Below are 22,799 nucleotides of genomic sequence, written 5' to 3' on the forward strand. Positions count from 1 at the left end.
TGCCGGTCAACTTGCAACAAAGTCTTTTTTAAGCGAGAAGGATGAAGTATCATGGAATAGGAAATAGAAACTTTTGCTAGATTTGTATTCGCGATTTCAACCTTGGGAGGAACGAGCGTGGATTCCGCGATTCTTCACTTTGTGTCGCCGCCGATTCCTTATTTCGTAGACTGCGGCCATGCCTCCTACGGGGTAGGCGATACGCATATCGACCGGACTGGCATTCAAGTGTTCGATCTGATTGTCGTGCGCAAAGGGGTGCTTCCGATCGGGGAGAACGGGCATACATGGGAGATCCGCGAGGGAGAGGGGCTTGTCCTTCTGCCGAATGGACACCATTACGGCAGCGCTCCCTGCAAGGTTGACACGGAGATCATCTGGATCCATTTTCAAACCTTCGGCAGCTGGCGGATGTGCCAAAACATGGACGAATGCTTGGTCAACCAGCTGGAATTGATCGAGGAGCACAAGAAGCTCGCGTATCTCAACCATGCCGACGCCTGCTCCATCTTCATCCCCAAGCATATGAAGCTGTCGGCCAAAGCCATGGAAGCGCTGGAGACGTTCTTCAAGCAGGAGAACGAGCCGCAGTCGCTGCGGAACTGGAGGCGGCAGGCGTCCTTCCAGCAGTTCCTGCAGCATCTGGATCGCGATCTCGCTTCCCCGGCGAACGTCACCGCGATTCAGCTCGCCGATCAGATCGAGCTGTTCATTCGCCAGCATTACGCGAGCGATATCACGAATTCGGTGCTTCAGAAGAAACTGAACTATCACCCGAATTATCTGGCCAAAGCGATGCTGAAAGTCTATGGAATGACCCCCTTGGCCTATCTGCAATACTATCGGCTCGAGCAATCCAAACGCCTTCTTCTGCAGACCTCCTGGTCGATTGCCCGGATCGCGGATGAGGTCGGCTTCCAACATATCTCTCATTTTTCCACCTGTTTCTCCAAGAAAGAAGGCCTCTCTCCCACCGGCTTCCGCAGCAAGTTCGCGAAGAAGCGATAGATTTCAAATCAACGACAAGGAGTGTCCTCTATGTCCGAAGTCTCGTATGAACGATTCAAGCTTGCGATCTACTGCACGGCAGGATGCCTGAACGGCGGTTTCGAGCAGCTTGAACAAGAGCTTGAATTCTTCCGCAAGCACTTCAAACTGTCCAAGGTGTATATCGAGAGTCATCGCGGCGACGTCAGCTTAAGCCGCGAACGGCTGATGGAATTAAAGAAGTTCTACGAGGATCGGGGCATCGCGACTGCCGGAGGCATTACGCCTACGCTCGGGGACGCCTATCGCCCGGGGTATAACCGGCTGTTCGGCGGCATCTGTTACACCGAGGAAGCGTCGCGCGCCAAGTTCCAAGAAGCGGTCGAGACCGCGGCGGCCGTGTTCGACGAGGTCATCTTCGACGACTTCTTCTTCACGAACTGCGCGTGCGAAGATTGTCTGGCCCGCAAGGGTGACCGCAGTTGGGAGGAATTCCGGCTGGAGCTGATGGCCGAGGTGTCCGAGAATCTTATCATGAAGCCGGCAAGATCCGTCAACCCGGCGTCCCGCATGGTGATCAAGTACCCGAACTGGAACGAAGCCTATCAAGCCTCCGGCTATAACACCGAGAAGCAGCCTTCTATTTTCGATGCACTCTATACCGGAACCGAGACGCGCGACCCGGCGATCAGCCAGCAGCATCTCCCCCGGTACGCTTCCTACTCCCTGTTCCGCTGGATGGACAACCTAGCGCCGGGCCGCAACAACGGGGCTTGGTTCGACAATCTGGACTGCACCTATATCGATTATTACTTGGAGCAAGCGAACCTAAGCGTCTTCAGCGGCGCGAAGGAGCTAACCCTGTTCTGCTACTCCCTGCTTAAGGACAGCGTGCACGTTCCGGCGCTCGGCTATCAGCTCGATAAGCTTGACCAGGCCGCCGCGAGCCTGGGCCGTCCGGTCGGAGCCTACGTCTATGAGCCTCACCATGCCAAAGGCGAGGACCATCTGTACGATTACCTGGGAATGCTGGCGATCCCGTTCGAGCTGACTCCCGCTTGGCCAACGGATATCGCCCATCCCTTGCTGATTACCGCGAATGCCGCCAGGGACAAGGACATTATCGAGCGGATGCGGAGCTACCTGAGGGAGGGCGGGCAAATCGTCATGACTTCGGGCTTCCTGGAACGCATGAACGACCGGGGCGTCGGCGAATTCACCACCCTGCGTCCGACAGGCAAGAAGATGTCCGTGCGGCGATTCGCGATCGACACGCACAGCTGCACGTTCGACCGGTTCTGCGATGCATCCGAGGAGCTGAGCTTCCCGATTCTCGATTACAGCACGAACGGATCCTGGCAGTCGGTCGTCGCCCTGAAGGGACACAACAATATTCCGATCCTCATGTACGACAACTATGGCCGAGGAAGGATCCATACGCTGGTCGTTCCGGACGATTACGCCGATCTCTGGAAGCTGCCGGAGGAGGTCGTCTCCAAGCTGCGTTCCGTCCTTGCAGGCGACTCCCGTCCTTACCGGCTCAGCGGCCCGGGTCAGGCCGGCTGGTTCTCTTACGACAACGATGCGTTCGTCCTGGAGAACTTCGCGCCGATTCCGCAGCGTTGGGAGATTGCGGTGCCCCCCGGGGCAAAGCTGGTCCGAATCTCCGGACGGGAGAAGCCAAGAGAGCTGGGAATCGATTCAGACGGCTTTAGCCGTTATGAGATCCGGCTCGCTCCTTCTTCCCTGATCGTATGCCGAATCGACCCTCAACGAACCGAATAAGGGATCTCGAATAAAAAACGGAGTACGCGGTTATCACCGCGTACTCCGTAGTCTAAACGCAAGCTCATTCGGGTTTTGATTTTGACTCTTATTTATCGATTAATTCCAGGAGTTGCAGCGTTCTAATCAATACGGCTGCCGCTTGCGCGCGTGTCGTTTCGCCCTTCGGATCTAACGTACTCGCGCTCGTACCTTTCATGATTTGAAGGGTAGCCATTAGCCGGAGGTCATCCCTGTAGCCTGCATTTACACTTCCGTTATCTTTGTAGCCTTCCAGGCTGATCCGTTCATTAGGCAACGGAAGCTTCTCCAGCTTGATAGCGGCAGCCAGCATGCTCGCCATCTCCTCGCGAGTCAGGCGCTGATCGGGGTTGAAGCTCGTTCCGCTCGCGAAGCCAAGCAGCCCAAGCTCCTTCGCGTTCGATACTTCGTCGGAATACCAAGCGCCCTGCTTTACGTCGTCATAAGGCAACAAAAGGCTGCTTCCTGGCGTTGCCCCGCGTCCCAATGCTCGGACTAACATTGCGGTAAACTCGGCTCTTGTCACGGCTTGGTCCGGTGCATATCTGCCGCCGCCGACGCCATCGACAAGCCCTTTCGCTGCCGCAAGCCGGACAAACGGCAGGCTCCAATGCTCCTGCATATCCGTGAAGCTGACCGGATTCTCTGCTACGGCGTACACGCTGTTGGAGTAAGAGTTGATCATGACATACCACGTGCCGTCAATCTGTTTGCTCCGGGCAGCGACGAACTCCAACTTCTTCGTCGTTTCGTTATAGCGGAACGAGCCCCATTGCGCAGGCATGCTCGACACGTTCTTGGGCATCGGAATCACTCTCGTAAGCGCCTGGCTGAACGTGTCCGCTATTCCGATCGATTGTCCGGATTTGGTGTCTAGGATATCGATATGGAAATCGACAGCCGCGCCCAGCACTTGGCCATTCGGCAAGCCGTTTGCAAGCGCCGCTTGCACGTCCTTGTCGCCGGACTTATCGCTCAGCGTAATCTTGAAGCTGATATCCTCGTACTGAAGTCCATTCCGGGCTAGCAAATCCTGAAGTCCAGGGATAAGGGAGGCCAGACTGACCGGTACTCGGTAGCTGCCGTACGGCGTTTCGATCTCGATGAAGAAAGCCTCGTTCTTCGCTTCGAAGCTCTTCAGAATGCTTGCCGGGATGCTGACATAAGCCTTGCCGTCCTTCGGCATGACATCCAGCGTAACGGACGGCTTCGAAGTATCGATAGCCGCCGGGTCAAGCCTTACGCCGTTCTCATCGATAACCGGTTTGGGAGCATCATCGATCCGACCTTCCGCCGCTTGGCGTGCAACGACCTTTACCGTGCGTTTCACTTCCGCAGCACCATTGCCGGATGGGTCCTGAACGTTGTATCGCAGCGTATAATTGCCCGCTTTGCTTGTATCCACCGTCCCGGTCACGACAATGAGACCGGTGAGATCTCCGTAATAGGCATCCGTCGCTTCCGCTCCCGGATCGGCGAACGCCTCGCCGACCGTCACGCGAATCTCGGATTTGCCGAGCAGTTTAAGCGCCGGCGGCTGAGTATCTTTCACATAGACCGTGCGCATAACGCTCTGAGCCGCATTGCCTGCGGCATCGGAAACGTCATAGGTAAGCACATAAGTATCCAGCGTCGTCGTATCCACCGTTCCCGTTACGACGATCGAAGACGAAAGGTCGCCATCCTGCAAGTCATACGCCGTTGCGCCGGGATCGGTAAACAAGCCGTTCCCTTCTACCGTCATCGGACTAGAACCATTCAATTGAATCGCCGGCGCGTCTCCGTCATAGACGTGAACGGTTCTCGTTTCCGTTGCGATATTCCCCGCACGGTCGGTGACCGTATATTCGATGGGGTAATGACCGAGGACCGCCGTATCGACGACACCCGATATGACGATGGAAGAGGCCGGGATCGGGCCGTCGATGGCGTCGGTTGCAGTCGCTCCCGGTTCTATGTACGTCCCGCCTTGCGGGATGTTCATCGGATTGCTGCCATTTAGCGCAATGACCGGCCCCGTGTTATCCAGCACAAAGGCGTTCGAAACCTCGTCGGCGACATTCCCGGCTCGATCTGTCGCGCGAATGTGCAAATACCAGTTGCCGTCTCCGCTCTCTTGTTCCAGCGTGTCTCCGCTTGCGAATTCCGTCCAGCCGTCAGAGGGAACAGCCGTACTTTGCGCCCACTTATATTGAAGCGAAGCGTCATCGACGCCGCTCTCGACATCGTCAACGGTTACGACGCTGGCTGCCGCTCTCGCCGGCGACGCATTGCCGTTCGTATTAAACTGTACGCTCGGAGGCGTAGTGTCTCTTAGCGCAGTAAGGGTATAGGTCTGAGGCTCTTGGAAATACGGCTCGACCCGAATGGTAATGACGGTCGAGTCACCCGAGACGCCGACCGCTGCGGCGCTGCCGTCCGCATGTAACCGATCGTTGATATACAGATCGGACCAAGACGGATCTGCCAGCGTTGCCGTGACATGCAAGCTTGATACCGATGAATCAGCAATAGTGTACTTGTATGAGGTAACAGCAGGCGAGAACGCGGGATCTACCGGTCCCTCCTGTAAAGACAGGCTGCTCAGTTCCGCGCTTCCCGGTACGGTCGATAGTCCGTCACGATCGTCTCCCCATGCGACGATTGTGCCGTTCGATCTCAACGCCAGGGAATGGAAGCCTCCCGCAGCGATCGCCGCAACTCCGCTTAGCCCTGCGGGCACGTCCGTTTGCCCACGGCCGTTATTCCCCCAAGCGACCACCGTGCCGTCCGCTTGCAAGGCTAGCGAATGAAGGAATCCTCCAGCGATCGCCACGACTTCGCCCAGCCCTGCCGGTATCGTCGATTGTCCGGCGCTATCGTCTCCCCAAGCGACGACGGTGCCGTCCGCTCGCAACGCCAGCGAATGGTACATTCCCGCTGCGATCGACACGATACCGTTCAGTCCCGCCGGCACTTCCGTTTGTCCCTGAGCATTATCTCCCCAGGCAACGACGGTCCCGTCCGATCTCAACGCTAAGGAATGGAATGCTCCCGCGGCGATCGCCACGACTCCGCTGAGCCCTGCCGGCACGCTCGTATTCCCCCAACCGACGACGGTGCCGTCCGCTTTCAGCGCAAGCGAATAGTCGAATCCCGCGGCGATGGCCACGACTCCGTTCAAACCGGCTGGCACATCCGTTTGCCCTTCGCTGTTCTCTTCTCCCCAGGCAACGACGGTACCATTCGATAGCAGCGCCAGCGAATGACCCACTCCAGCGGCGATAGATACGACTCCGTTCATGTCTTCCGGCACGCTCGTCTGACCGCTCAAATTGTTCCCCCAACCGGCGACAGTGCCGTCCGACTTCAAAGCCAGCGAATAACCTGCTCCCGCAGCTATCGCTTTGCCCTTCACAAGGGTAGTCAGCTCCTCGGGCACGTTCGATTGACCGAAACCGTTCATTCCCCAACCGACGGCGGTGCCGTCCGACTTGAGCGCGAAGGAATGGTAGCCTCCTGCGGCAATCGCCACGGCACCGCCGAGCCCCGCCGGTACGGTCGATTGACCGAAGTCGTTCATTCCCCAAGCGACGACGGTCCCGTCCGATTTGAGCGCCAAGGAATCGGAGTCTCCAGCGGCGATGGCGACGACACCGCCGAGCCCCGCCGGTACGGTCGATTGACCTTCATCATTTCCCCCCCAAGCGACGACGGTCCCATCCGATCTAAGCGCCAAGGAATGGTCGTAACCTGCGGATATGGCAACGACGCCGCTGAGCCCGGACGGCACATTCGTTTGGCCGGCATTATTATTCCCCCAAGCAACGACGGTCCCGTCCGATTTGAGCGCCAAGGAATGTTGCTTTCCTCCGTCAATGGCGACGACACCGCTGAGTCCCGCCGGTACGGACGTCTGACCAGAGATGTTCAACCCCCAAGCGACAACGGTCCCGTCCGATTTGAGCGCCAAGGAATGGTTGCCTCCTCCGGCAATGGCGATGACATCGCGTAGTCCCGCAGGTACGTTCGTTTGACCGCTATCGTTATTGCCCCAAGCGGCGACGGTCCCATCCGATCTCAAAGCGAGGCTATGTTCGCCTTCCGAAGCAATAGAGACGACCCCGCTCAATCCCGCCGGTACGTTCGCTTGACCGTAGCCGTTCAATCCCCAAGCGACGACGGTCCCGTCCGATCTCAATGCTAGGGTATGCTGGCTTCCTTCGGCAATCTTCTGGATGGTTCCCCCTTGCCGGCTGCCCGCCGATGCCGATTTTGCCGAAACAACGGATGGGCCAGCAAGAGACCATACTAGCAGAATAGCGATCCATAGGTTGAACCCTTTTACATAGTACGTCTTGCGCCTCGTTTTCCTTTTCATCCCCCGATTTCCTCCCAACAATTGGCTTTCCTATAGGGGAAATTATATCAACCGTTCTAGCGCCGAACTCTTAATGAAATCTTAATAGATTCGACATCGTCGCCAAAGTAACGACAAATTCCGGATGATCATGCTATGATCGAGCTAATCCGAAATTTTGGGGTGACGGTAATAGAATGGAAACAATCCTCGTCGTCGACGATGATCCGCAGATCCGGGAAGTGATTCGCGCTCCTATCGAACAAGCCGGCATGCATGCGATCGAAGCCGAATCCGGGCGGCAAGCGATCGAACGGTTGGAAGCCGAAGATGTGGATGTCCTTGTACTGGATCTCATGATGGACGATCGCGACGGTTTCGAAGTGCTGCGTTACGTGAACAATCGCAGATTGGACGTTCTGATTATCGTAGTCAGCGCAAGAAGACAGGAACAAGATAAGATCGTCACCCTCGGACTCGGGGCTGACGATTATATGACGAAGCCGTTTAGTCCGATGGAGTTAATGGCCCGGATTCAAGCCGTTCTTCGCAGACGATACCCTAGAACGAGGCAGCCTTCCTTTGTCGTTCGCTTGGGCAATGTGATTCTGGATGTCGACAACTACACGCTTCTTATCGATAACGAGAAGATCCCCTTGACTATGCTGGAATGCGGCCTTATGCAGCTCTTCATGCAGAATCCCGATCGCGTGATGACGAAGGTCGAAATCTATCAACGAGTTTGGCAGCATGAACGGTATGACGATAATAATCTAAGCGTCTATATGAGCCGGCTGCGCAAACAATTGGAACGGACGCAGTCCTCTTGGGAGATTCAAACCGTACGGGGCGTCGGATACCGATTGACGGGGGCGAGCCTATGAAATTACGCACGAAGCTGTGGCTGTCTCTTGTGCTTGGCGCTGCCATGAGCATGGTACTGTTCGGCTTTATGACCGTCTGGATGGGTAAAGTCGCGAACAAGGGATACGCGCTATTCGAATTAAATCCTCTTGCGCAATCCGTTGTCGAAACGATAGAAGATCAGCCCAATTTCGGAATAGACACGATCAAACGAACCCTCGATCTCGCGCATGAGGAGAATCCTTCCATTCGTTGGGAATGGTTGAACGATCAAGGGCAGTCCCTCTATGATACGGCTGGCCTGAGTCCTAACTATACCTTCCATGATCTGGCCCAACTTATGCAGAACATGCCCACGAATTACTTAACGGAAGCCGATGTGCACATCCTCACGCCTGCCGCCTTGAACGGACGATCGTATTACCTGCTCATGAGCATTCCATCCTCCGCGATGAAGCAGGGCGAGGTTTATTTTCTCATTCGTACGCTTAAATCATTGCTCACGCTGGTGTTGCCGCTACTCTTATCCTTCTCGGTTCCCTTTTTGCTGGCCTTATGGTTGTTCTCATCCTTCAATCAGAGAATCCGCAAACTCAATACGGCGCTGAATCAGCTGGATGTGCAGAGCGATTCGCCCAATGTCGATCTGACCGACACCTCCAAGGATGAGCTGGGACAACTCGCGCAGCATTACAATTCGATGGCCCATCGGATTCGGTCCCAGTTCACGGATATTCAGCAGTTCGAGACCAGGCGCAAGCTTCTGCTCTCCAATCTGTCGCACGATCTGCGAACGCCGCTCACAACGATGCTGGGATACGCGGAAATGATACGCACCGGGAACTATAAGGATCAAACCGAGCTTCAAGCCAGAGCCAAAATCATCCTTCAACGCTCTCGATATATGGACAAATTATTAGACCAATTGCTCGACATCTCCCGCTCGGATGCCGATGATCTGACCCTTCGTCCGGCGAATCATAATTTGTCCGAGCTCGTTCGGAAATTGGCGGTTGAATATATCATGGCGCTCGACGGCGATGAAGTCGAGCTGGACGTCGATATGCCGGAAGAAGACATTCATCTCCTTATCGACGCTTCCCTTATGGAAAGAGCCCTGCGCAATCTTCTCGACAATGCGATCCGATACGGCAAGGATGGACGATATCTTGGGATCCAGTTGACGGCGGATGATCCATTCGTGAATTTGATCGTGAAGGATAGGGGGAGAGGGATTCCCGTTGAGCATCAGGCACGCGTCTTCGAACGCTTCTACCGCGCGGATAGCGGAAGAAAGGGCGAAGGGCTGGGAATCGGCCTAGCGATCGTCAAAGACATCGTCCAAGCCCACCAAGGGGATGTGGAGATGAGCAGCACGCCGAACGTGGAAACGGCGTTTAGGATCAAGCTGCCGCGGGAAACAGCCGTTTAACCTTTTAACCGAAGCTGGTAACGAGCGATTCAATATAAGTGGGGGCAGCATCGCCCCCTTGATCGATCCAGCCGACATCCGTTGCTCATCGGGAACGGGAATAGACAAAACAAAAAAACGGCATTTCTGCCGTTTCTGTTTCATAAGATGGTGGATTCTCAGGGACTCGAACCCTGGACCAATTGATTAAGAGTCAACTGCTCTACCAACTGAGCTAAGAATCCATATTATGAAGTTGTCCGATCGAGAGTAATAATGGTGGGCTCTCAGGGACTCGAACCCTGGACCAATTGATTAAGAGTCAACTGCTCTACCAACTGAGCTAAGAGCCCACATTATTTACGTTGACCATTCAAGAGAGAAAAAGAATGGTGGATTCTCAGGGACTCGAACCCTGGACCAATTGATTAAGAGTCAACTGCTCTACCAACTGAGCTAAGAATCCATGTTCTATGGTGGACCCAAGGGGGATCGAACCCCTGACCTCATCGCTGCCAGCGATGCGCTCTCCCAGCTGAGCTATGGGCCCGAGAAGCGTTGCCTCTCTTGACGACAAGAATGAGTGTATCATATCGTGCTGTGGAGTGTCAACGCCATTTTACTCGTTTGAACGAACTTTTTTAACCGCTGGATGATTTGGCTCGAATTGCACAAAACGCCTGTCGCAGCCCGTACCGGACGTCGAAGGCGCTCTGCCTGGACTGGCCTATATAAGAACGATGCCCATCTTAGATGCCATGCTTGTTGATGAGCACATTCAATTCCTTCAGGAACATATTGATGTCCTTAAACTGGCGGTATACCGACGCGAACCGCACGTAAGCGACCTCGTCCACGTCGTAAAGCTGCTCCATTAGAAGCTCCCCGATGATACGGCTCTCGATCTCCGGGTTCGCCGTATTGCGAAGCTCGCGTTCGACGTTGGAGACGATGACCTCGAGCTGCTCGATCGAGACCGGACGCTTCTCGCACGAGCGCAGCAGGCCTCTCAACACTTTGTCCCGGCTGAACTCCTCTCGGCCTCCGTCCTTCTTGATGACGATCAGAGGCGTCTCCTCCACCATCTCGAACGTGGTGAAGCGTCTGCTGCATTGCTCGCACTCCCTGCGGCGGCGGATCGACTTGTTGTCGTTCGCGGGACGGGAATCCAATACCTTGGTTCCGTTGTAATCGCAGAATGGACATCTCATGCGAATCGATTCATCTCCTCTCCAACTTAACTTTGGAATAAACCTTCCATTTTGTCGACCTTATCCGATAATTGCCAACGTTTATCTTACATGATGCGATTGTTAATGCACATAATACTTGTACCAACCGCAAGGAGGTGAACAACAATGGGTACAGGATCCCGCAGCAACACGCTAGTCGTCCCTCAAGCGATCGGCGCGCTGGACCAACTGAAGTATGAAGTGGCGCAAGAACTCGGTATCGCCATCCCTCAGGACGGTTACTATGGCAACATGGTAACTCGCGACACCGGCTCTATCGGTGGTCAAATCACCAAACGTCTGGTTCAGATCGCCGAGCAGCAACTTGCCGGTCAATACAAGTAAGGCTGAAGCAATCTTTATCGGAAAGTCTTGAAGCCATGCCGGCTTCAAGGCTTTCTTCATGCACAATTAGAATAAGTCCTTATGCACTTCTTGATACTTATTATAATAGTACAACACTTTTTTTACATATTGCCTGGTCTCGCCGTAAGGAATATCGCTCAATCTCTTCTCCGAGCCGTCCCAAACTTTCTGGTCGACCCACTGCCTCACTTTGCCCGGCCCCGCGTTGTAGGCGGCAAGCGAGAGGTTCAGATTGCCGTTGAACTGGCGAAGCAGCTCCTGTATGTACCACGTGCCGATCCGAATGCCCGCCTCGGGATTCCTGCCGACATCCTCCACCGTAATCGCGCCGAAATCATTCTTCTTCAGAATCCACTCCGCCGTATCCGGCATCACCTGCATGATGCCGAGCGCTCCCTTCGGGGATACCGCTCCGGCCTTATAATTGGATTCGACTCGAATGATGGCCGCGATCAGATGCGGATCCATATCGTAAAGCTCCGCGTTGCGCGCTATTTCATCCTTATAGTATATCGGATAGATCGTTCTGCCAAGCCATTCCGACTGGAAGAACAGCAATCCGACGACGATGATAAAAAGCAGCAGGACGAGCCTTCTTCTCCGTTTGCCCGCTTTGCCCTTCTTCATAAGCGACCGTTCTCTCGCCAGAAGGATTCAACGAGACGCGTCGTCTCCTCGAGGCTGCCTCGATTATCGATGACGAAGTCGGCCCGTTTTCTTTTCTCCTCGATGTCCATCTGGGCGTGAAGCCGACGCTCCGCCGCTTCCCGGCTAAGGCCGTCTCGCTCCATTAATCGCTCCAGTTGGACCTCGCGAGGAACGTAGACGACCATGACTTTCTGGAAAAGAGAGCTGAGCTCCGACTCGTACAGAAGAGGAACATCCACCACGACGAGCCGACTCGGATCCTCCCGCTCCAGTCGGGCCATCCGTTCCTTCATTACCGCCCGGATCGCGGGATGCGTGATCCGTTCCAGAGCCTCGCGTTCCGCGGGGTCGGCGAACACGATCTCGCCCAGCTTCTTGCGATTCAGCGCTCCGTTCTCCAGCAGCACGGCTTGTCCGAACCTCTCGGCAATGAGCCGCAGAGAAGCCTGCCCGGGCTCAACGACCTCCCGGGCAATCCGGTCTGCATCCACGAGAGCGGCGCCGCATTCCGTGAGCAGCCGGCTGACGGTGCTCTTGCCGGTAGCGATCCCTCCGGTCAATCCCATATTCATGCTAGGCACCTCAACTTTGTCTATAACAGCTTCATGATTCCCATTACGATGAGGATAATGCCAGGGAGAATGCTTAATCTCCGTACCCAGCTTAGCCCTGCGACCAGGAATCCCAACCTCATTCCGCACCAGAGGAACACCCCGCTGGAAGCCGCGATCAGGATCGCGGTCAGAAACGGCGGATAACCGACAAGGGCGGCTCCGATCCCGGCTCCGAATGCGTCAAGGGAGAGAGCGATTCCGAGCAGGAACGCTTCGCCGGTCGTAATGATTCCCGAACGGTCGACGTCGGCGGCGGACGGCGTGCGAAGGATCTGAATGATGATGCCCATCCTTCTGAGCTCTAACGTGATAACCGCCTTTTTCTGCGGGGGGGCGTCAGACACTCCCGTAACCGACTGTTTCTCATTCGCTTGCTCTTCGTTATCCTTCCGGCGGTTCTGGACGAATCGGATGATGGCCCAGATCCCGATTCCGATCAGGATGACGGCGCCCAGGGCGGATGCCCCGTCCGGCGACAGCCATGAGGATAAAGCGACTCCGACCAGCATCGACAGCAGAATGATCAATCCCGAACAGATCGAGATAATGAGAACCGAGACGACGGGAATCCTAATCTTGCGCAAGCCGTACGTAATTCCGACTCCGAAGCCGTCCAGGCTGACCGCCATGGAGAGCAAAAGAAGTGAAAGCAAGCCGTAAGGGTGCATCGCTGTTCCTCCTGCATATGCGAAACCTGAGCGATCGCGGCCGAACAGCCGTATCGACTCTTTTTCATCCTATGCAGCTTCGACGGGAATGCCCCCGAATTCGTTACTTGGCTTGCCCTTCGGCCGACTTCCGCCCTTTCGTGTCTTTGCCGTCCAGCCTGCGTTTGACCGCATGGCTTCCGGAGCCGCTCTTCTTGGCGGCTGCGTTCGAGCTTGCCTTAGGCGGCTTCTGGCAGCGCAAGCAGACATGGGTGCCGCGTCCGCCGACGACGAACTTCACGATCTCGCCGCCGCACCCGGGGCAAGCTTCGCCGGTACGCCCGTATGCTCTTAGCTTATGCTGGAACATGCCCATCTCGCCCTGTCCGTTCACATAAGACTTGACGGAGGACCCTCCGGCTTCGACGGCGGACCGCAGCGTGGAGACGATCGCCTCATGAAGCCGCTGCTTCTCGAGCCGGGTGAGGCTGTCCGCCGTCCGTTCGGGATGAACTCCCGCCGCATGCAACGCTTCGTCGACATAAATATTGCCCAAGCCGACGATGACCTCCTGGTTCAGAAGAAGCGGCTTGATCTTCGTCGTTCGGCTTCCTAACGCCCGGTTGAAGGCGTCCAAAGTAAAATCCTCTTCGAGCGGTTCGATGCCCAGCTTCTTAAGCGGGGGCGCTTGGAACTCCGTGCCCGGCTCGAACAGATGCATCGTTCCGAATTGTCGAACATCCTTGTATCGCAATGCCGTGCCGTCCGAGAAGTGGAAGATCACGTGCGTATGGGTCTCGACGGGCTCTTCCTCCCGGTACAGGCCGTAACGGCCTTCCATCCGAAGATGGGACACGAGCACGATTCCGTCCAGAAGCATTCGAATGAACTTGCCCCGCCGTTCTACCCGTTGGAACGTATGCCCTTCCAACAAGGCGGAGAACAACTGAGGATCATCGGGCTTCTGAATGATGCGGGGCAAGCTGACCGTGACTTGCTTGATCGTCTTCCCGGCGATAAGGCTGTTCAAGGTGCGGCATACCGTCTCGACTTCCGGCAATTCAGGCATTAGGCTTCCCCCTCTCGCTTGACTTGACTTTTTGTTTCTTTTCAATTATATCGCATAGAAGCGGCCTGAACCACCCGGTTCAGGCCGCTTCTGCTCATTTGGCTTCGTACCAGTTTATGCCTACGTTCACGTCCGCCTTGAGCGGAACATCGAGCGGGAACGCCTTCGCCATGATGGCGGGGACGAGCTCCTTCATCGTCTCCAGCTCCTCCGGCGGCACCTCGAACACAAGTTCGTCATGCACCTGCAGCAGCATTCGGCTGCGCAAGCCGCGTTCCTTGAGAGCTTCGTCCATGCGCACCATCGCGAACTTGATGATGTCGGCCGCCGTCCCTTGGATCGGCGTGTTCATCGCCGTTCGCTCCGCGAAGGAACGAATATTGAAGTTCGAGGCTTTGATATCCGGCAGGTAACGCCGTCTACCCAGCAGCGTGGAGACGTAACCGTCCTTCCTCGCCTGCTCCTTGACGTCGTCCATGTATCTTCGAACCCCGGGGAACGCGCTGAGGTATTGTTCGATGAAGTCTCCCGCTTCTTTCCGCGTAATGTTCAAGTTCTGCGATAACCCGTAATCGCTGATTCCGTAGACGATGCCGAAGTTGACCGCTTTCGCCTGGCGGCGCATGTTCGAATCCACTTGATCGGCCGATACCCCGAACACGTCCATCGCCGTCTTCGTATGGATGTCCATCTCTTGATGGAACGCTTCCTTCAGCCCTTCGTCTCCCGAGATGTGAGCCAGCACGCGCAGCTCGATCTGGGAATAGTCCGCCGCCAGGATCGACCAGCCCTCTTCCGAAGGCACGAACGCCTTGCGGATCTGCCGGCCTTCCTCCAGACGGATCGGGATGTTCTGCAGGTTCGGGTACTGGCTGCTGAGCCGTCCCGTTGCGGCGATCGTCTGGCGGAAGTACGTATGAATCTTCCCGTCTTCCGGACGGATTTCCTTAAGCAAGCCTTCGATATAGGTCGACTGAAGCTTAGTCAAGGTCCGGTAGTTCAGGATGAGCTGCACGATCTCGTGATACGGGGCCAGACGCTCCAGCACTTCGGCGTCGGTCGAGTACCCCGTCTTGGTCTTCCGGCCGGACGGGAGGCCGAGCTTGTCGAACAGCACTTCGCCCAACTGCTTGGTGGAGCCGATGTTGAACTCCATTCCCGCCAGACGGTGAATGCTCGTCATCATGCTGTCGATGCCGGTCTGGAACTCCTTACCCAGCTCCTCCAGCGATTCCGCCTTCGCCGTGATTCCCAGCTTCTCCATTCCCGCGAGAATAAGGGACAGCGGCTGCTCCAGCTCGTAATAGAGCGTCCGCATGCCGCTCTCGTCCAATTCCTTGGCCAGCGGAGCCGAGAGGCGCCGAACGGCGTCGGCCTTCGCGGCCAGATGCGCGAACAGCGCTTCCCGCTCCGGCAGCTTGAACCTCGCTCCCTTGCCATAGACCGCTTCGTCGGAAGCGATCGTGCTCAGACCGTGCCGCTGCAGCAGCCCGGCAAGCGAAGGATCCGCTTCCGTCGGATCGAGCAGATAGGCGGCAAGCTGCACATCGAAGACTTGCCCGCGCAGCGCAACCCCCGCACGGTCTAGCACCAGCTCCGCCCGATGCAGATCGTAGCCGGTCTTGACCGCCTTCTCGTCGGCAAGCCATTCGACGAGCTTGGCCGCTTCCTTCGTCAAGAGCTGTTCATATGAAAGAGTATAGATCCGATCCGGCGTTGCGACCGCCAGTCCGATCCCTTCGCTCTGATGGGGATTGTCGCCGTGCGACTCGATCATTACGAGATCGGCATGCTTCAGATCCTCGTTCAGAGCGGACCAGTCGTCCGCGCCGTTCACGCCCCGGTACGAGACCGCCTTCGCCTCCGGCGCAGCGCCTCCCGCTCCGGCGGCATACAGATCCAGCCGCTCGATAAGCGATTTGAATTCCAGCTTGCGCAGTCCGGCCTCCAGCTTGCTTGCCTCGTAGCCGTTCCATTCCAATTGGTCCCAATTCCAATCCATCGGGACCTCGCGGAAGATCGTCGCCAGCTTCTTGCTCATCCGCGCGGAGTCCGCGTTGCCCCGCACGTTCTCGCCCAGCTTGCCTTTGATCTCGTCCTGATGCTCAAGAACGTTCTCCACCGTACCGTAGTCGGCAAGCAGCTTCAAAGCCGTCTTCTCCCCGACTCCCGGAATACCCGGAATGTTGTCGGAGGTATCGCCCATAAGCCCTTTCAGATCGATGATCTGGGCGGGAGTCAGCCCGTAGCGGCTGGCGATCTCTTCGGGCGTGTATCGCTCGACCTCGCTGACGCCTTTGCGGGTCAGAAGCACGGTCACATCGTCGGAGGCCAGTTGAAGCATATCCTTGTCCCCGGAGACGATAACGGCTTGCTGCCCTTGCTCTTCCGCCAGCTTGGCCAGCGTGCCTATAATATCATCGGCTTCATAGCCGGGAAGCTCGAATTGCTGGATCGAGAAAGCGCCGATCAGCTCCTTGAGCAGCGGGAATTGCTCCGACAGCTCCGGAGGGGTCTTCTGGCGCCCGCCTTTGTATTCCGAATAACCTTCGTGACGGAACGTTACCTTGCCGGCATCGAAGGCGACCAGGAGATGAGTCGGCTTCTCTTCCTCCAGCACCTTCAGCAGCATCGTCGTGAAGCCGAAGACCGCATTCGTATGCAAGCCGCTGCTGTTCGTCAGCGGAGGCATGGCATAGAACGCGCGATTCACGATGCTGTTCCCATCGATGAGCAGCACTTTCTGCTTTTCGGTTCCCATATCTCAACGACCACCCTTGTCCGGCAACTTTTTTCCAGTGTTATCATACCACAATGAAGGGAGAGAGGCGATTCGGCGATGGGGAGAAGACGGCCGAATGGCGAAAGGCTGTCGTACTTGGAGTCCTTCGGATTAATTCCTAGTCACGTCATTCCGGCGTATCGGCGGAGAGATGAAGCTCCCGGTACTTGGCGGGAGTGATTCCTTCCTTCTTGCGGAAAGTCGCCACGAAGTGGCTCACGTCGTTGAAGCCCGCCAGCGCGGACACTTCCTTCAGGGCCATGTCCGGATTCATGACCATCAGCTTCTTGGCTTGCCGCAGCCGCATCTGGATCAGATAAGAATAAGGGCTCATGCCGAACGCGTCGCGGAACAGCTCGTTCAGGTACGACACGCTCATATTGGCTTGCTCGACGATCTCCGGCAGGCCGACGTTGGACGAGCAATTGTTCTCCATCCATTGCACGACGGGGCGAAGCTTATCGTAATATTGGGATAAGGAAGGCTGGTTGTTGCGCATGCCGAAATTCCGGAGCTGCATGATGAAACGATACAGCGCGGTGGACGATTCCATCCCGGTGAAGTCGGCATCCCAATCCTCCTTCCCGAGCATGTCCCCTATCACTTTCGCGAAAGAGTCCCGTCGCTCCTCCGCGGCCGTATAGACAGCGGAGACGTTCATCTCGAGCGAGTCCAGGATAGCGCCGGCCGCCGCGCCTCCGAACGTCAAATACAAAGTCGTCCAGCGGTCCGATACCGGCGCGTAATAATGGGGAGCGAATGGCGCGACCAGCACGCCCTGGCCAGCCGTCAGCAGGATGCTCTCTCCCCCCATCTCGAAGCTCCCTGCCCCTTCCATCGTATAAAGCCAATGATAATAAGGGTAGCCGTCCGGCCGATTGAAGATTCTCTCCCAGGCGCTATACCCAATCGTCTCGATATATAGCGGAAGAGAACGTTCCACGGAGTTGAATACGCATCGGATGTTCTCGTCGCCCCAGTTCATTTTGTTCCTCACCTGTCAGAAGCACGATTTTGTCTAACGATATTCGTTATTTTCACGACACCCATTATTTTCGACGCCATTCGTCAGAACCCCTCTCTAGATCGAACAAAAAAGCCCCTCCGGGAGTCAGCGAGACGTTCATCATGACATGAGCCATCTTCGCTGTCTGCCCCGAGGAGCTTTGCGTTTACTCCGCTCCGCCCGATTGCCCTTCTAATCGAATTTTAGAAAGACGTTCATAGAGTCCAGAGCCTTTCCTTGAAAATCGAACAATCCTTGGTTGGACCAGTGATTCCCCATAGGAGCGACATCGTTGCCGTACAGCATTCCCGCGAGGCTCGCCCAGCTCGTTCCTTCCACCGGCAGCCAGGCGGGCTCCCAGTACACGATTCCGCGGCCGCGTCCGTTCGGAACCTGGCGGACGGCGGTCATCAAGTCGTGCAGGAACCGGGCCTGGCCTTCGACGGTTGGCGGATAACCGCCGACCTTGGCCAGCTCCGCGGTAAAAATATCCGCTCCGGACGGGCTGTCGGCCGTATGGCCGTAGGCCGTCTCCACGACGAGCACTTCCTTGCCGTAGCGGGCGCTGATCTCCTCCATATTGAAGCGAAGCTCTTCCAAGCTTCCGTGCCAGATCGGGTAGTAGGACAAGCCGATGATGTCGTAATCGACTTTCCGAGCCTGCATCTCGTCGAACCAAGTTCGATAGAGGCCGTGATGGCCGCCGGCGTCCAGATGCAGGATGACCTCCATCGGCCCGGTCTCCCTTGCCGCCCGGACTCCCGCTTGCAGCAAGGCCGCCAGACGATCGAACGAACCCTCCCATTCTTCGGGCTCCGCCGCTTCGAAGCTTCGGGCTTCGAAGTCGTACTTCGGCGTCCGGCCGTCCGGCCAGAGCATGCCGTTCGTCGTCTCGTTGCCGATCTGCACGAAATCCGGCAATACGTCGCACGCCTTGCATACGTTCAGAACCTCGATCGTGTAGCGATAAACTTCTTCTTCCAGCTCCGTTCCGGTCAAGGACTCCCAAGACTTCGGCTTACGCTGCTTCTTGGGATCGGCCCAGAAGTCGCTGTAATGAATGTTCAGCATGAATCGCAGCCCGTGATCCTTGGCCCTCCTTGCCAGCTCGATTGTCGTCTCCAGGTCGTTCGTGCCGCCGAGATACGGCTGTCCCTCTTCGTCATGAGGGTTTACCCAGAGGCGAAGGCGAACGGTATTCAAGCCTTTGATTCGCAGGATCTCAAACAAGTCCTTGCGCTCCTCGCCGACATAATACTTCCCGCCCAGCGATTCGATTTCTTTCAGTATGGAGATATCTGCGCCCTTCATAAAAGTCCGGTTCATCTCTATCTATCCTTCCTATCCTTTGTCTCCGCCTGCGGTAAGCCCATTGATCAGGAATCTCTGCAGCACGATGTATAGAATCGCGATCGGAACGGCTACCAGCACGGATCCGGCCGCAAAAAGCGTAAAATCGTTCCTCGTCGGGTCGCTGATCATGGAGAAAAGTCCGATGGCGACCGTCTTTTTCTCCTCGCTGGAGATCAGCAGCCGCGGGAGAATGAAGTCCATCCAAGGCGCCGCGAATTGCAGCACCGCCACGAAAGTCAGCATCGGGACCGCCAGCGGAACGATAATCCGGAAGAAGATCTGCGTGCGGGAGGCCCCGTCGATGAGCGCCGCTTCGTCGAAGCTGGTCGAGATGTTGTCGAGGTATCCTTTGAGCAGCCAGATGTTATACGGCAGCTGCGCGGCGACGCCGACGATGACCAGGCCGGTCAAGCTGTCCAGCAGCCCGAAGTTCAAGAACAGCATATAGACGGCAATGGCGGTCAGGAAAGCCGGGAACATCTGCAAGATCAGAATGGTCAGCAGGCTCGCTTTCTTGCCCTTGAACTTAAATCGGGAGAATGCATATGCGCCCAGAGTGGACAGCAAGACGCCGAAGAACATGTTCGCGGCCGCTACCTTCAACGTGTTCATATACCACAACGGAAAGTCCGTGTTCTGGAACAGCTTCTTGTAGTTGTCCAGAGTCGCGTGAGCCGGAATCGCGGATGCATTGGCAAGCCCCTTGGTGCTCCCGAGAGAGGAGCCGAAAATCCAGATGAGCGGATAAATCACGATAAGCGCTACGACGATGAGCTCGATGTAGATCAACAACAGCTTCATTTTGCCGGCGGGATTCCTTCTTGTTCGGTTCATCGATCAAAGCTCCTCGAACGATTTCGACTTCCGTAAGTTGAGCAAGGAGAAGCTCGCTACGATCAGGAAGACGATAATGGACATGACCGCCCCCATGTTGTAGAGCCGGTTGTCGAGCGTCAGCTTATAAAGCCAGGTAATCAACAGATCGGTGTTGCCTGCAAAATTGTAATTCGGGTTCGCCGACCCGCCTTCGGTGAGGAAGTAAATTACGCCGAAGTTATTGAAGTTGCTGACGAAGGACAGCATCAGCAGAGGCGCCGTCGCTTTATAGACGATCGGGAAGGTGATTCTCCAGAACATCTGCCTCGAACCCGCCCCATCCATTCTTGCCGCTTCGTAGTAGCTGTCTGACACCGTCGTCAGCGTACCGCCGATTAGAGCCATAAAGTACGGGAAGCCGAGCCATAAATTGATCAAGAGCGCCAGGATCCTTGCCAGGTAAGTATGGCTGGGGTCCGTAAACCAGTACACCCGGTCTTCGGTGATGCCGAGATCCAGCAGGAACTGGCTGATCGGTCCGAACTGGCCGTTGAACATCGACTTGAACACGAGCGCCGAGATCATCGCCGGAACCGCCCAAGGCAGGATGTATATGCTTCGCCACAGCCGCTTGAATCGGATGGCCGAGTTGTTCAGCAGCACCGCTTGGAAGAACCCGAAGAAGTAGGTGGTAATCGTCGCGAGGATCGCCCAAGCGAATGTCCAGAGAAGCACGCCCAGGAACGTGTGCATCCACGAGAACACCTGCGCGACCGTCGCGAAGTTGTCGAAGCCGACCCAGTGGACAAGCTTGGTAGGCGGCGTATTGCTGCGGCTATAGTCCGTAAAGGCGATAAGCACGCCGAATACGATGGGCAGCAAGCAAACGAACAGCGTAAGGAGAGCCGCAGGCGAGAGAATGATGTAAGCGTACATCGACTCCCACAGCTTGCGGAGATCTTGAAGCGAGCTGTGCAAGGCGGCCGTGTTGTTCAACCGGCGCCTTGCCTTAACCGCATCCCGAATGTTCCAGATGTAGAAAAACAGGAGGATGAGGAGGACGAACAGCGCGATGATCCCGTTGGCCATCAGCACGATGGAATGATCGCCGGCCGTCAGTCCCGACAGTCCCATTTTCCTCGGTTGCGTGCCTAGGGTAATCAGTCCCCAGATGCCCTTCAGGAAGAAGCCTCCGTTCTCGCGGAATCGGAAGCCGCCGCCCAGGTTCCCGTAATGGCCGGTCGCAAGCTCGATCAGCACGCTGCCGGCTCCGACTAGGAAGAAGAGGAGGCCCTTCAAGTACTGGCGATTGAACCCTTGGCCGGCCCCCCAAACAATAGCGGATAAGCACCCGGCCACCCAGGCCGGTCTAGGTCTCGAACGGAATTCTCTCATGCCGGTTTAATTGCCGAGCGCTCTCAGATCGGCGTAATCCTTCTCGGCCTTCTGCTGCGCTTCGCTGACTCCCATCAGGTTGTCCCACACGTTAACGACGAGATCGTTGCCGGCCGTATACAGGTAATCCGGAATTTGCGGGGTCAGATCCGCGTTCTCCGATTGGGCGATGATGCCGGCGACATGCTCGTTCCCGCTGATGCCTTCGACATTCTGGATCTTGTCCGACTTCAGCGCCGGAATGGCTCCAATCGATTGGTACAGGGCAGCCGCGCCTTCGTCGGACGCCATGAAGTTCGCGAACACGCGAGAGGCTGCCGGATACTTGGTGTAGCCGGATACGACGGCTACCGATACGCCCGTAAGGGAACCGGCGGCATCGCCGGACGAAGCCTTCGGCAGCGTTGTTACGCCATACTCGAACTTGTTGTCGGCGGCGGCCTTATCGAAATCCTTGAACACCCAAGGCCCTGTAATGATATAAGGGGTTTTGCCCTTGACGAATTCGCTCTCGATGGAGTCCCAATTCGCGTCGGCGGAATTCACGTCCCAGATGGCGCGCAGCGACTTGTAATACTCCAAGCCTTGGGTCAGCTTGTCGGAGGTAAAGTCCGGCTTGTCGAGGTCGTTGTCTGGATAGAGGTGCCAGCCCATGGAGGAGAGCACCGGATAAGCGTAATAGATTTGGCCGGCAAGGAAGCGGATCGTCCACTGGTTAGCTTTCTTGTCGTTATACTTCTTGGCAAGCTCCGTTACCTCTTCCCAGGTGGCGGCGGGCTTGTCGCTGCCGGTCAGCTCTTTGAGCAACGTTTTGTTGTAGAAGAGCGCGATGGATTCGGACGAGATCGGAACGCCGTACATCTGGTTATCCTTGCTGACGATATTGAGGAATGTCTCCGGCACTCTATCCTTGAGGGCCTCGTCATATTGCCCGATCGGAGCCGCAATCGCGCTATCGATCGCCTGCGCCATCTCGTCGTAGTTGGTCATGAAGACGTCGGCGCCCTTGCCCGCTTCTCCGTCAAGCGACATCCGTTCGGCGCTCTCTACCTTCGCGACGACCTCGTATTCTACTTTCACGTTGGGGTACTTGGCTTGGAAAGCCTTGATCAGCGCCTTCGCGTAATCCTCGTACTCCACCCAAATTTTCAAAGGCTGTTCGCCTGAGGCGATCTCCGGCTCCATCTCATACTCGTTCGTTGCCGAATCCCACTTCAGTCCGCCGCTGTCTTCCGTTCCCGAATTCGGAGCGGTTGAAGCCGTGTTGCCCGATTCCCCGCCGCAGCCGGTCAGGGCAAGCATCGACGCGAGTATGCATGAAACGCTAAGCAAACCTATTTTTTTCATTTTTTAGTCCCCCCGATTTGATAACTAATCCCCATGAGTCTGTCGACAAATTGAATTATAAAGCGTTACCAAATCGTTTTATATATAATAAACGGACGGTCTGGAGTATAAGAATAT

17 protein-coding genes and 4 tRNA genes are annotated in these 22,799 nt (G+C 56.2%); 5 read left to right on the top strand and 16 right to left on the bottom strand.

The genetic code is table 11. The features are described 5' to 3' along the window. Positions 1–117: 117 nt before the first annotated feature. Positions 118–1,008, top strand: a complete 891-nt coding sequence (locus ELR57_RS24335) for an AraC family transcriptional regulator (RefSeq protein WP_126961913.1) — start codon at positions 118–120, stop codon at positions 1,006–1,008. A gap of 30 nt (positions 1,009–1,038) precedes the next feature. Then, complete coding sequence (locus tag ELR57_RS24340; protein ID WP_126961915.1) at positions 1,039–2,772, top strand: permease; 1,734 nt, start codon at positions 1,039–1,041, stop codon at positions 2,770–2,772. A gap of 88 nt (positions 2,773–2,860) precedes the next feature. Here ELR57_RS24340 and ELR57_RS24345 read toward each other — a convergent pair whose 3' ends face one another. After that, positions 2,861–7,153 carry an immunoglobulin-like domain-containing protein gene (locus tag ELR57_RS24345; protein WP_126961917.1) on the bottom strand — a complete coding sequence of 1,431 codons (4,293 nt, stop codon included), beginning with the start codon at positions 7,151–7,153 and terminating at the stop codon, positions 2,861–2,863. A gap of 176 nt (positions 7,154–7,329) precedes the next feature. Between ELR57_RS24345 and ELR57_RS24350 the strand changes: the two genes are divergently transcribed. Both ELR57_RS24350 and ELR57_RS24355 read left to right on the top strand, forming a co-directional pair. Beyond that, on the top strand, positions 7,330–8,016 hold the full coding sequence (locus ELR57_RS24350) for a response regulator transcription factor (RefSeq protein WP_126961919.1): 687 nt from the start codon (positions 7,330–7,332) through the stop codon (positions 8,014–8,016). Next, complete coding sequence (locus tag ELR57_RS24355) at positions 8,013–9,428, top strand: sensor histidine kinase (protein ID WP_126961921.1); 1,416 nt, start codon at positions 8,013–8,015, stop codon at positions 9,426–9,428. The genes ELR57_RS24350 and ELR57_RS24355 overlap by 4 nt, the downstream gene beginning before the upstream one ends. 148 nt (positions 9,429–9,576) lie before the next feature. Here the strand turns inward: ELR57_RS24355 and ELR57_RS24360 are convergent. The 5 genes from ELR57_RS24360 to nrdR form a co-directional block, all read right to left on the bottom strand. Continuing rightward, positions 9,577–9,652: transfer RNA gene (locus ELR57_RS24360), tRNA-Lys, on the bottom strand. 32 nt (positions 9,653–9,684) lie between these two features. Then, a tRNA-Lys gene (locus ELR57_RS24365) sits at positions 9,685–9,760 on the bottom strand. Between the two features lie 37 nt (positions 9,761–9,797). Beyond that, positions 9,798–9,873 (bottom strand) — tRNA-Lys (locus ELR57_RS24370). 8 nt (positions 9,874–9,881) lie between these two features. Then, a tRNA-Ala gene (locus tag ELR57_RS24375) sits at positions 9,882–9,957 on the bottom strand. Between the two features lie 199 nt (positions 9,958–10,156). After that, a complete protein-coding gene (nrdR, locus tag ELR57_RS24380) occupies positions 10,157–10,618 on the bottom strand; it encodes a transcriptional regulator NrdR (RefSeq protein WP_126961923.1) in 462 nt (153 codons plus the stop codon). Positions 10,619–10,765: 147 nt separating this feature from the next. On the opposite strand from nrdR, the gene ELR57_RS24385 reads away from it, so the two are divergent. After that, entirely contained in the window at positions 10,766–10,984 is a 219-nt protein-coding gene (locus ELR57_RS24385) for an alpha/beta-type small acid-soluble spore protein (protein WP_126961925.1), read from the top strand. A gap of 66 nt (positions 10,985–11,050) precedes the next feature. Here ELR57_RS24385 and ELR57_RS24390 read toward each other — a convergent pair whose 3' ends face one another. The 10 genes from ELR57_RS24390 to ELR57_RS24435 all read right to left on the bottom strand — a co-directional run bounded on the left by ELR57_RS24390 (position 11,051) and on the right by ELR57_RS24435 (position 22,682). Then, positions 11,051–11,632 carry a lytic transglycosylase domain-containing protein gene (locus ELR57_RS24390; RefSeq protein ID WP_126961927.1) on the bottom strand — a complete coding sequence of 194 codons (582 nt, stop codon included), beginning with the start codon at positions 11,630–11,632 and terminating at the stop codon, positions 11,051–11,053. After that, complete coding sequence (gene coaE / locus ELR57_RS24395) at positions 11,629–12,225, bottom strand: dephospho-CoA kinase (RefSeq protein WP_126961929.1); 597 nt, start codon at positions 12,223–12,225, stop codon at positions 11,629–11,631. The genes ELR57_RS24390 and coaE overlap by 4 nt, the downstream gene beginning before the upstream one ends. Positions 12,226–12,245: 20 nt before the next feature. Next, positions 12,246–12,935, bottom strand: coding sequence for a sporulation membrane protein YtaF (ytaF, locus tag ELR57_RS24400; RefSeq protein ID WP_126961931.1), 690 nt, complete (start codon positions 12,933–12,935; stop codon positions 12,246–12,248). A 103-nt stretch (positions 12,936–13,038) separates the two neighbouring features. Next, positions 13,039–13,983 (bottom strand): DNA-formamidopyrimidine glycosylase, encoded by a 945-nt coding sequence (mutM, locus tag ELR57_RS24405; protein ID WP_126961933.1) that lies wholly within the window; start codon positions 13,981–13,983, stop codon positions 13,039–13,041. Positions 13,984–14,077: 94 nt separating this feature from the next. After that, positions 14,078–16,744 (bottom strand): DNA polymerase I, encoded by a 2,667-nt coding sequence (gene polA, locus ELR57_RS24410; RefSeq protein ID WP_126961935.1) that lies wholly within the window; start codon positions 16,742–16,744, stop codon positions 14,078–14,080. 148 nt (positions 16,745–16,892) lie between these two features. Next, complete coding sequence (locus ELR57_RS24415) at positions 16,893–17,750, bottom strand: AraC family transcriptional regulator (protein WP_126961937.1); 858 nt, start codon at positions 17,748–17,750, stop codon at positions 16,893–16,895. A gap of 213 nt (positions 17,751–17,963) precedes the next feature. Then, positions 17,964–19,097, bottom strand: a complete 1,134-nt coding sequence (locus ELR57_RS24420) for a glycoside hydrolase family 53 protein (protein WP_126961939.1) — start codon at positions 19,095–19,097, stop codon at positions 17,964–17,966. Between the two features lie 15 nt (positions 19,098–19,112). Then, positions 19,113–19,958, bottom strand: a complete 846-nt coding sequence (locus tag ELR57_RS24425) for a sugar ABC transporter permease (protein ID WP_126961941.1) — start codon at positions 19,956–19,958, stop codon at positions 19,113–19,115. A 3-nt stretch (positions 19,959–19,961) separates the two neighbouring features. Beyond that, entirely contained in the window at positions 19,962–21,200 is a 1,239-nt protein-coding gene (locus ELR57_RS24430; protein ID WP_202866428.1) for a carbohydrate ABC transporter permease, read from the bottom strand. Between the two features lie 141 nt (positions 21,201–21,341). Beyond that, positions 21,342–22,682 carry a sugar ABC transporter substrate-binding protein gene (locus tag ELR57_RS24435; protein WP_158630151.1) on the bottom strand — a complete coding sequence of 447 codons (1,341 nt, stop codon included), beginning with the start codon at positions 22,680–22,682 and terminating at the stop codon, positions 21,342–21,344. Between the last annotated feature and the right edge of the window lie 117 nt (positions 22,683–22,799).

Source organism: Cohnella sp. AR92 (assembly GCF_003990975.1).
Lineage (GTDB): Bacteria > Bacillota > Bacilli > Paenibacillales > Paenibacillaceae > Cohnella.

Bases quoted from the DNA above. Each gene is read 5' to 3' on its own strand.
- ytaF (WP_126961931.1), bottom strand. From the start codon at position 12,935: ATGCACCCTTACGGCTTGCTTTCACTTCTTTTGCTCTCCATGGCGGTC.
- ELR57_RS24415 (WP_126961937.1), bottom strand. From the start codon at position 17,750: ATGAACTGGGGCGACGAGAACATCCGATGCGTATTCAACTCCGTGGAA.
- ELR57_RS24420 (WP_126961939.1), bottom strand. From the start codon at position 19,097: ATGAACCGGACTTTTATGAAGGGCGCAGATATCTCCATACTGAAAGAA.
- ELR57_RS24385 (WP_126961925.1), top strand. From the start codon at position 10,766: ATGGGTACAGGATCCCGCAGCAACACGCTAGTCGTCCCTCAAGCGATC.
- ELR57_RS24390 (WP_126961927.1), bottom strand. From the start codon at position 11,632: ATGAAGAAGGGCAAAGCGGGCAAACGGAGAAGAAGGCTCGTCCTGCTG.
- nrdR (WP_126961923.1), bottom strand. From the start codon at position 10,618: ATGAGATGTCCATTCTGCGATTACAACGGAACCAAGGTATTGGATTCC.
- ELR57_RS24355 (WP_126961921.1), top strand. From the start codon at position 8,013: ATGAAATTACGCACGAAGCTGTGGCTGTCTCTTGTGCTTGGCGCTGCC.
- mutM (WP_126961933.1), bottom strand. From the start codon at position 13,983: ATGCCTGAATTGCCGGAAGTCGAGACGGTATGCCGCACCTTGAACAGC.
- ELR57_RS24425 (WP_126961941.1), bottom strand. From the start codon at position 19,958: ATGAACCGAACAAGAAGGAATCCCGCCGGCAAAATGAAGCTGTTGTTG.
- coaE (WP_126961929.1), bottom strand. From the start codon at position 12,225: ATGAATATGGGATTGACCGGAGGGATCGCTACCGGCAAGAGCACCGTC.
- ELR57_RS24435 (WP_158630151.1), bottom strand. From the start codon at position 22,682: ATGAAAAAAATAGGTTTGCTTAGCGTTTCATGCATACTCGCGTCGATG.
- ELR57_RS24345 (WP_126961917.1), bottom strand. From the start codon at position 7,153: ATGAAAAGGAAAACGAGGCGCAAGACGTACTATGTAAAAGGGTTCAAC.
- ELR57_RS24350 (WP_126961919.1), top strand. From the start codon at position 7,330: ATGGAAACAATCCTCGTCGTCGACGATGATCCGCAGATCCGGGAAGTG.
- ELR57_RS24340 (WP_126961915.1), top strand. From the start codon at position 1,039: ATGTCCGAAGTCTCGTATGAACGATTCAAGCTTGCGATCTACTGCACG.
- polA (WP_126961935.1), bottom strand. From the start codon at position 16,744: ATGGGAACCGAAAAGCAGAAAGTGCTGCTCATCGATGGGAACAGCATC.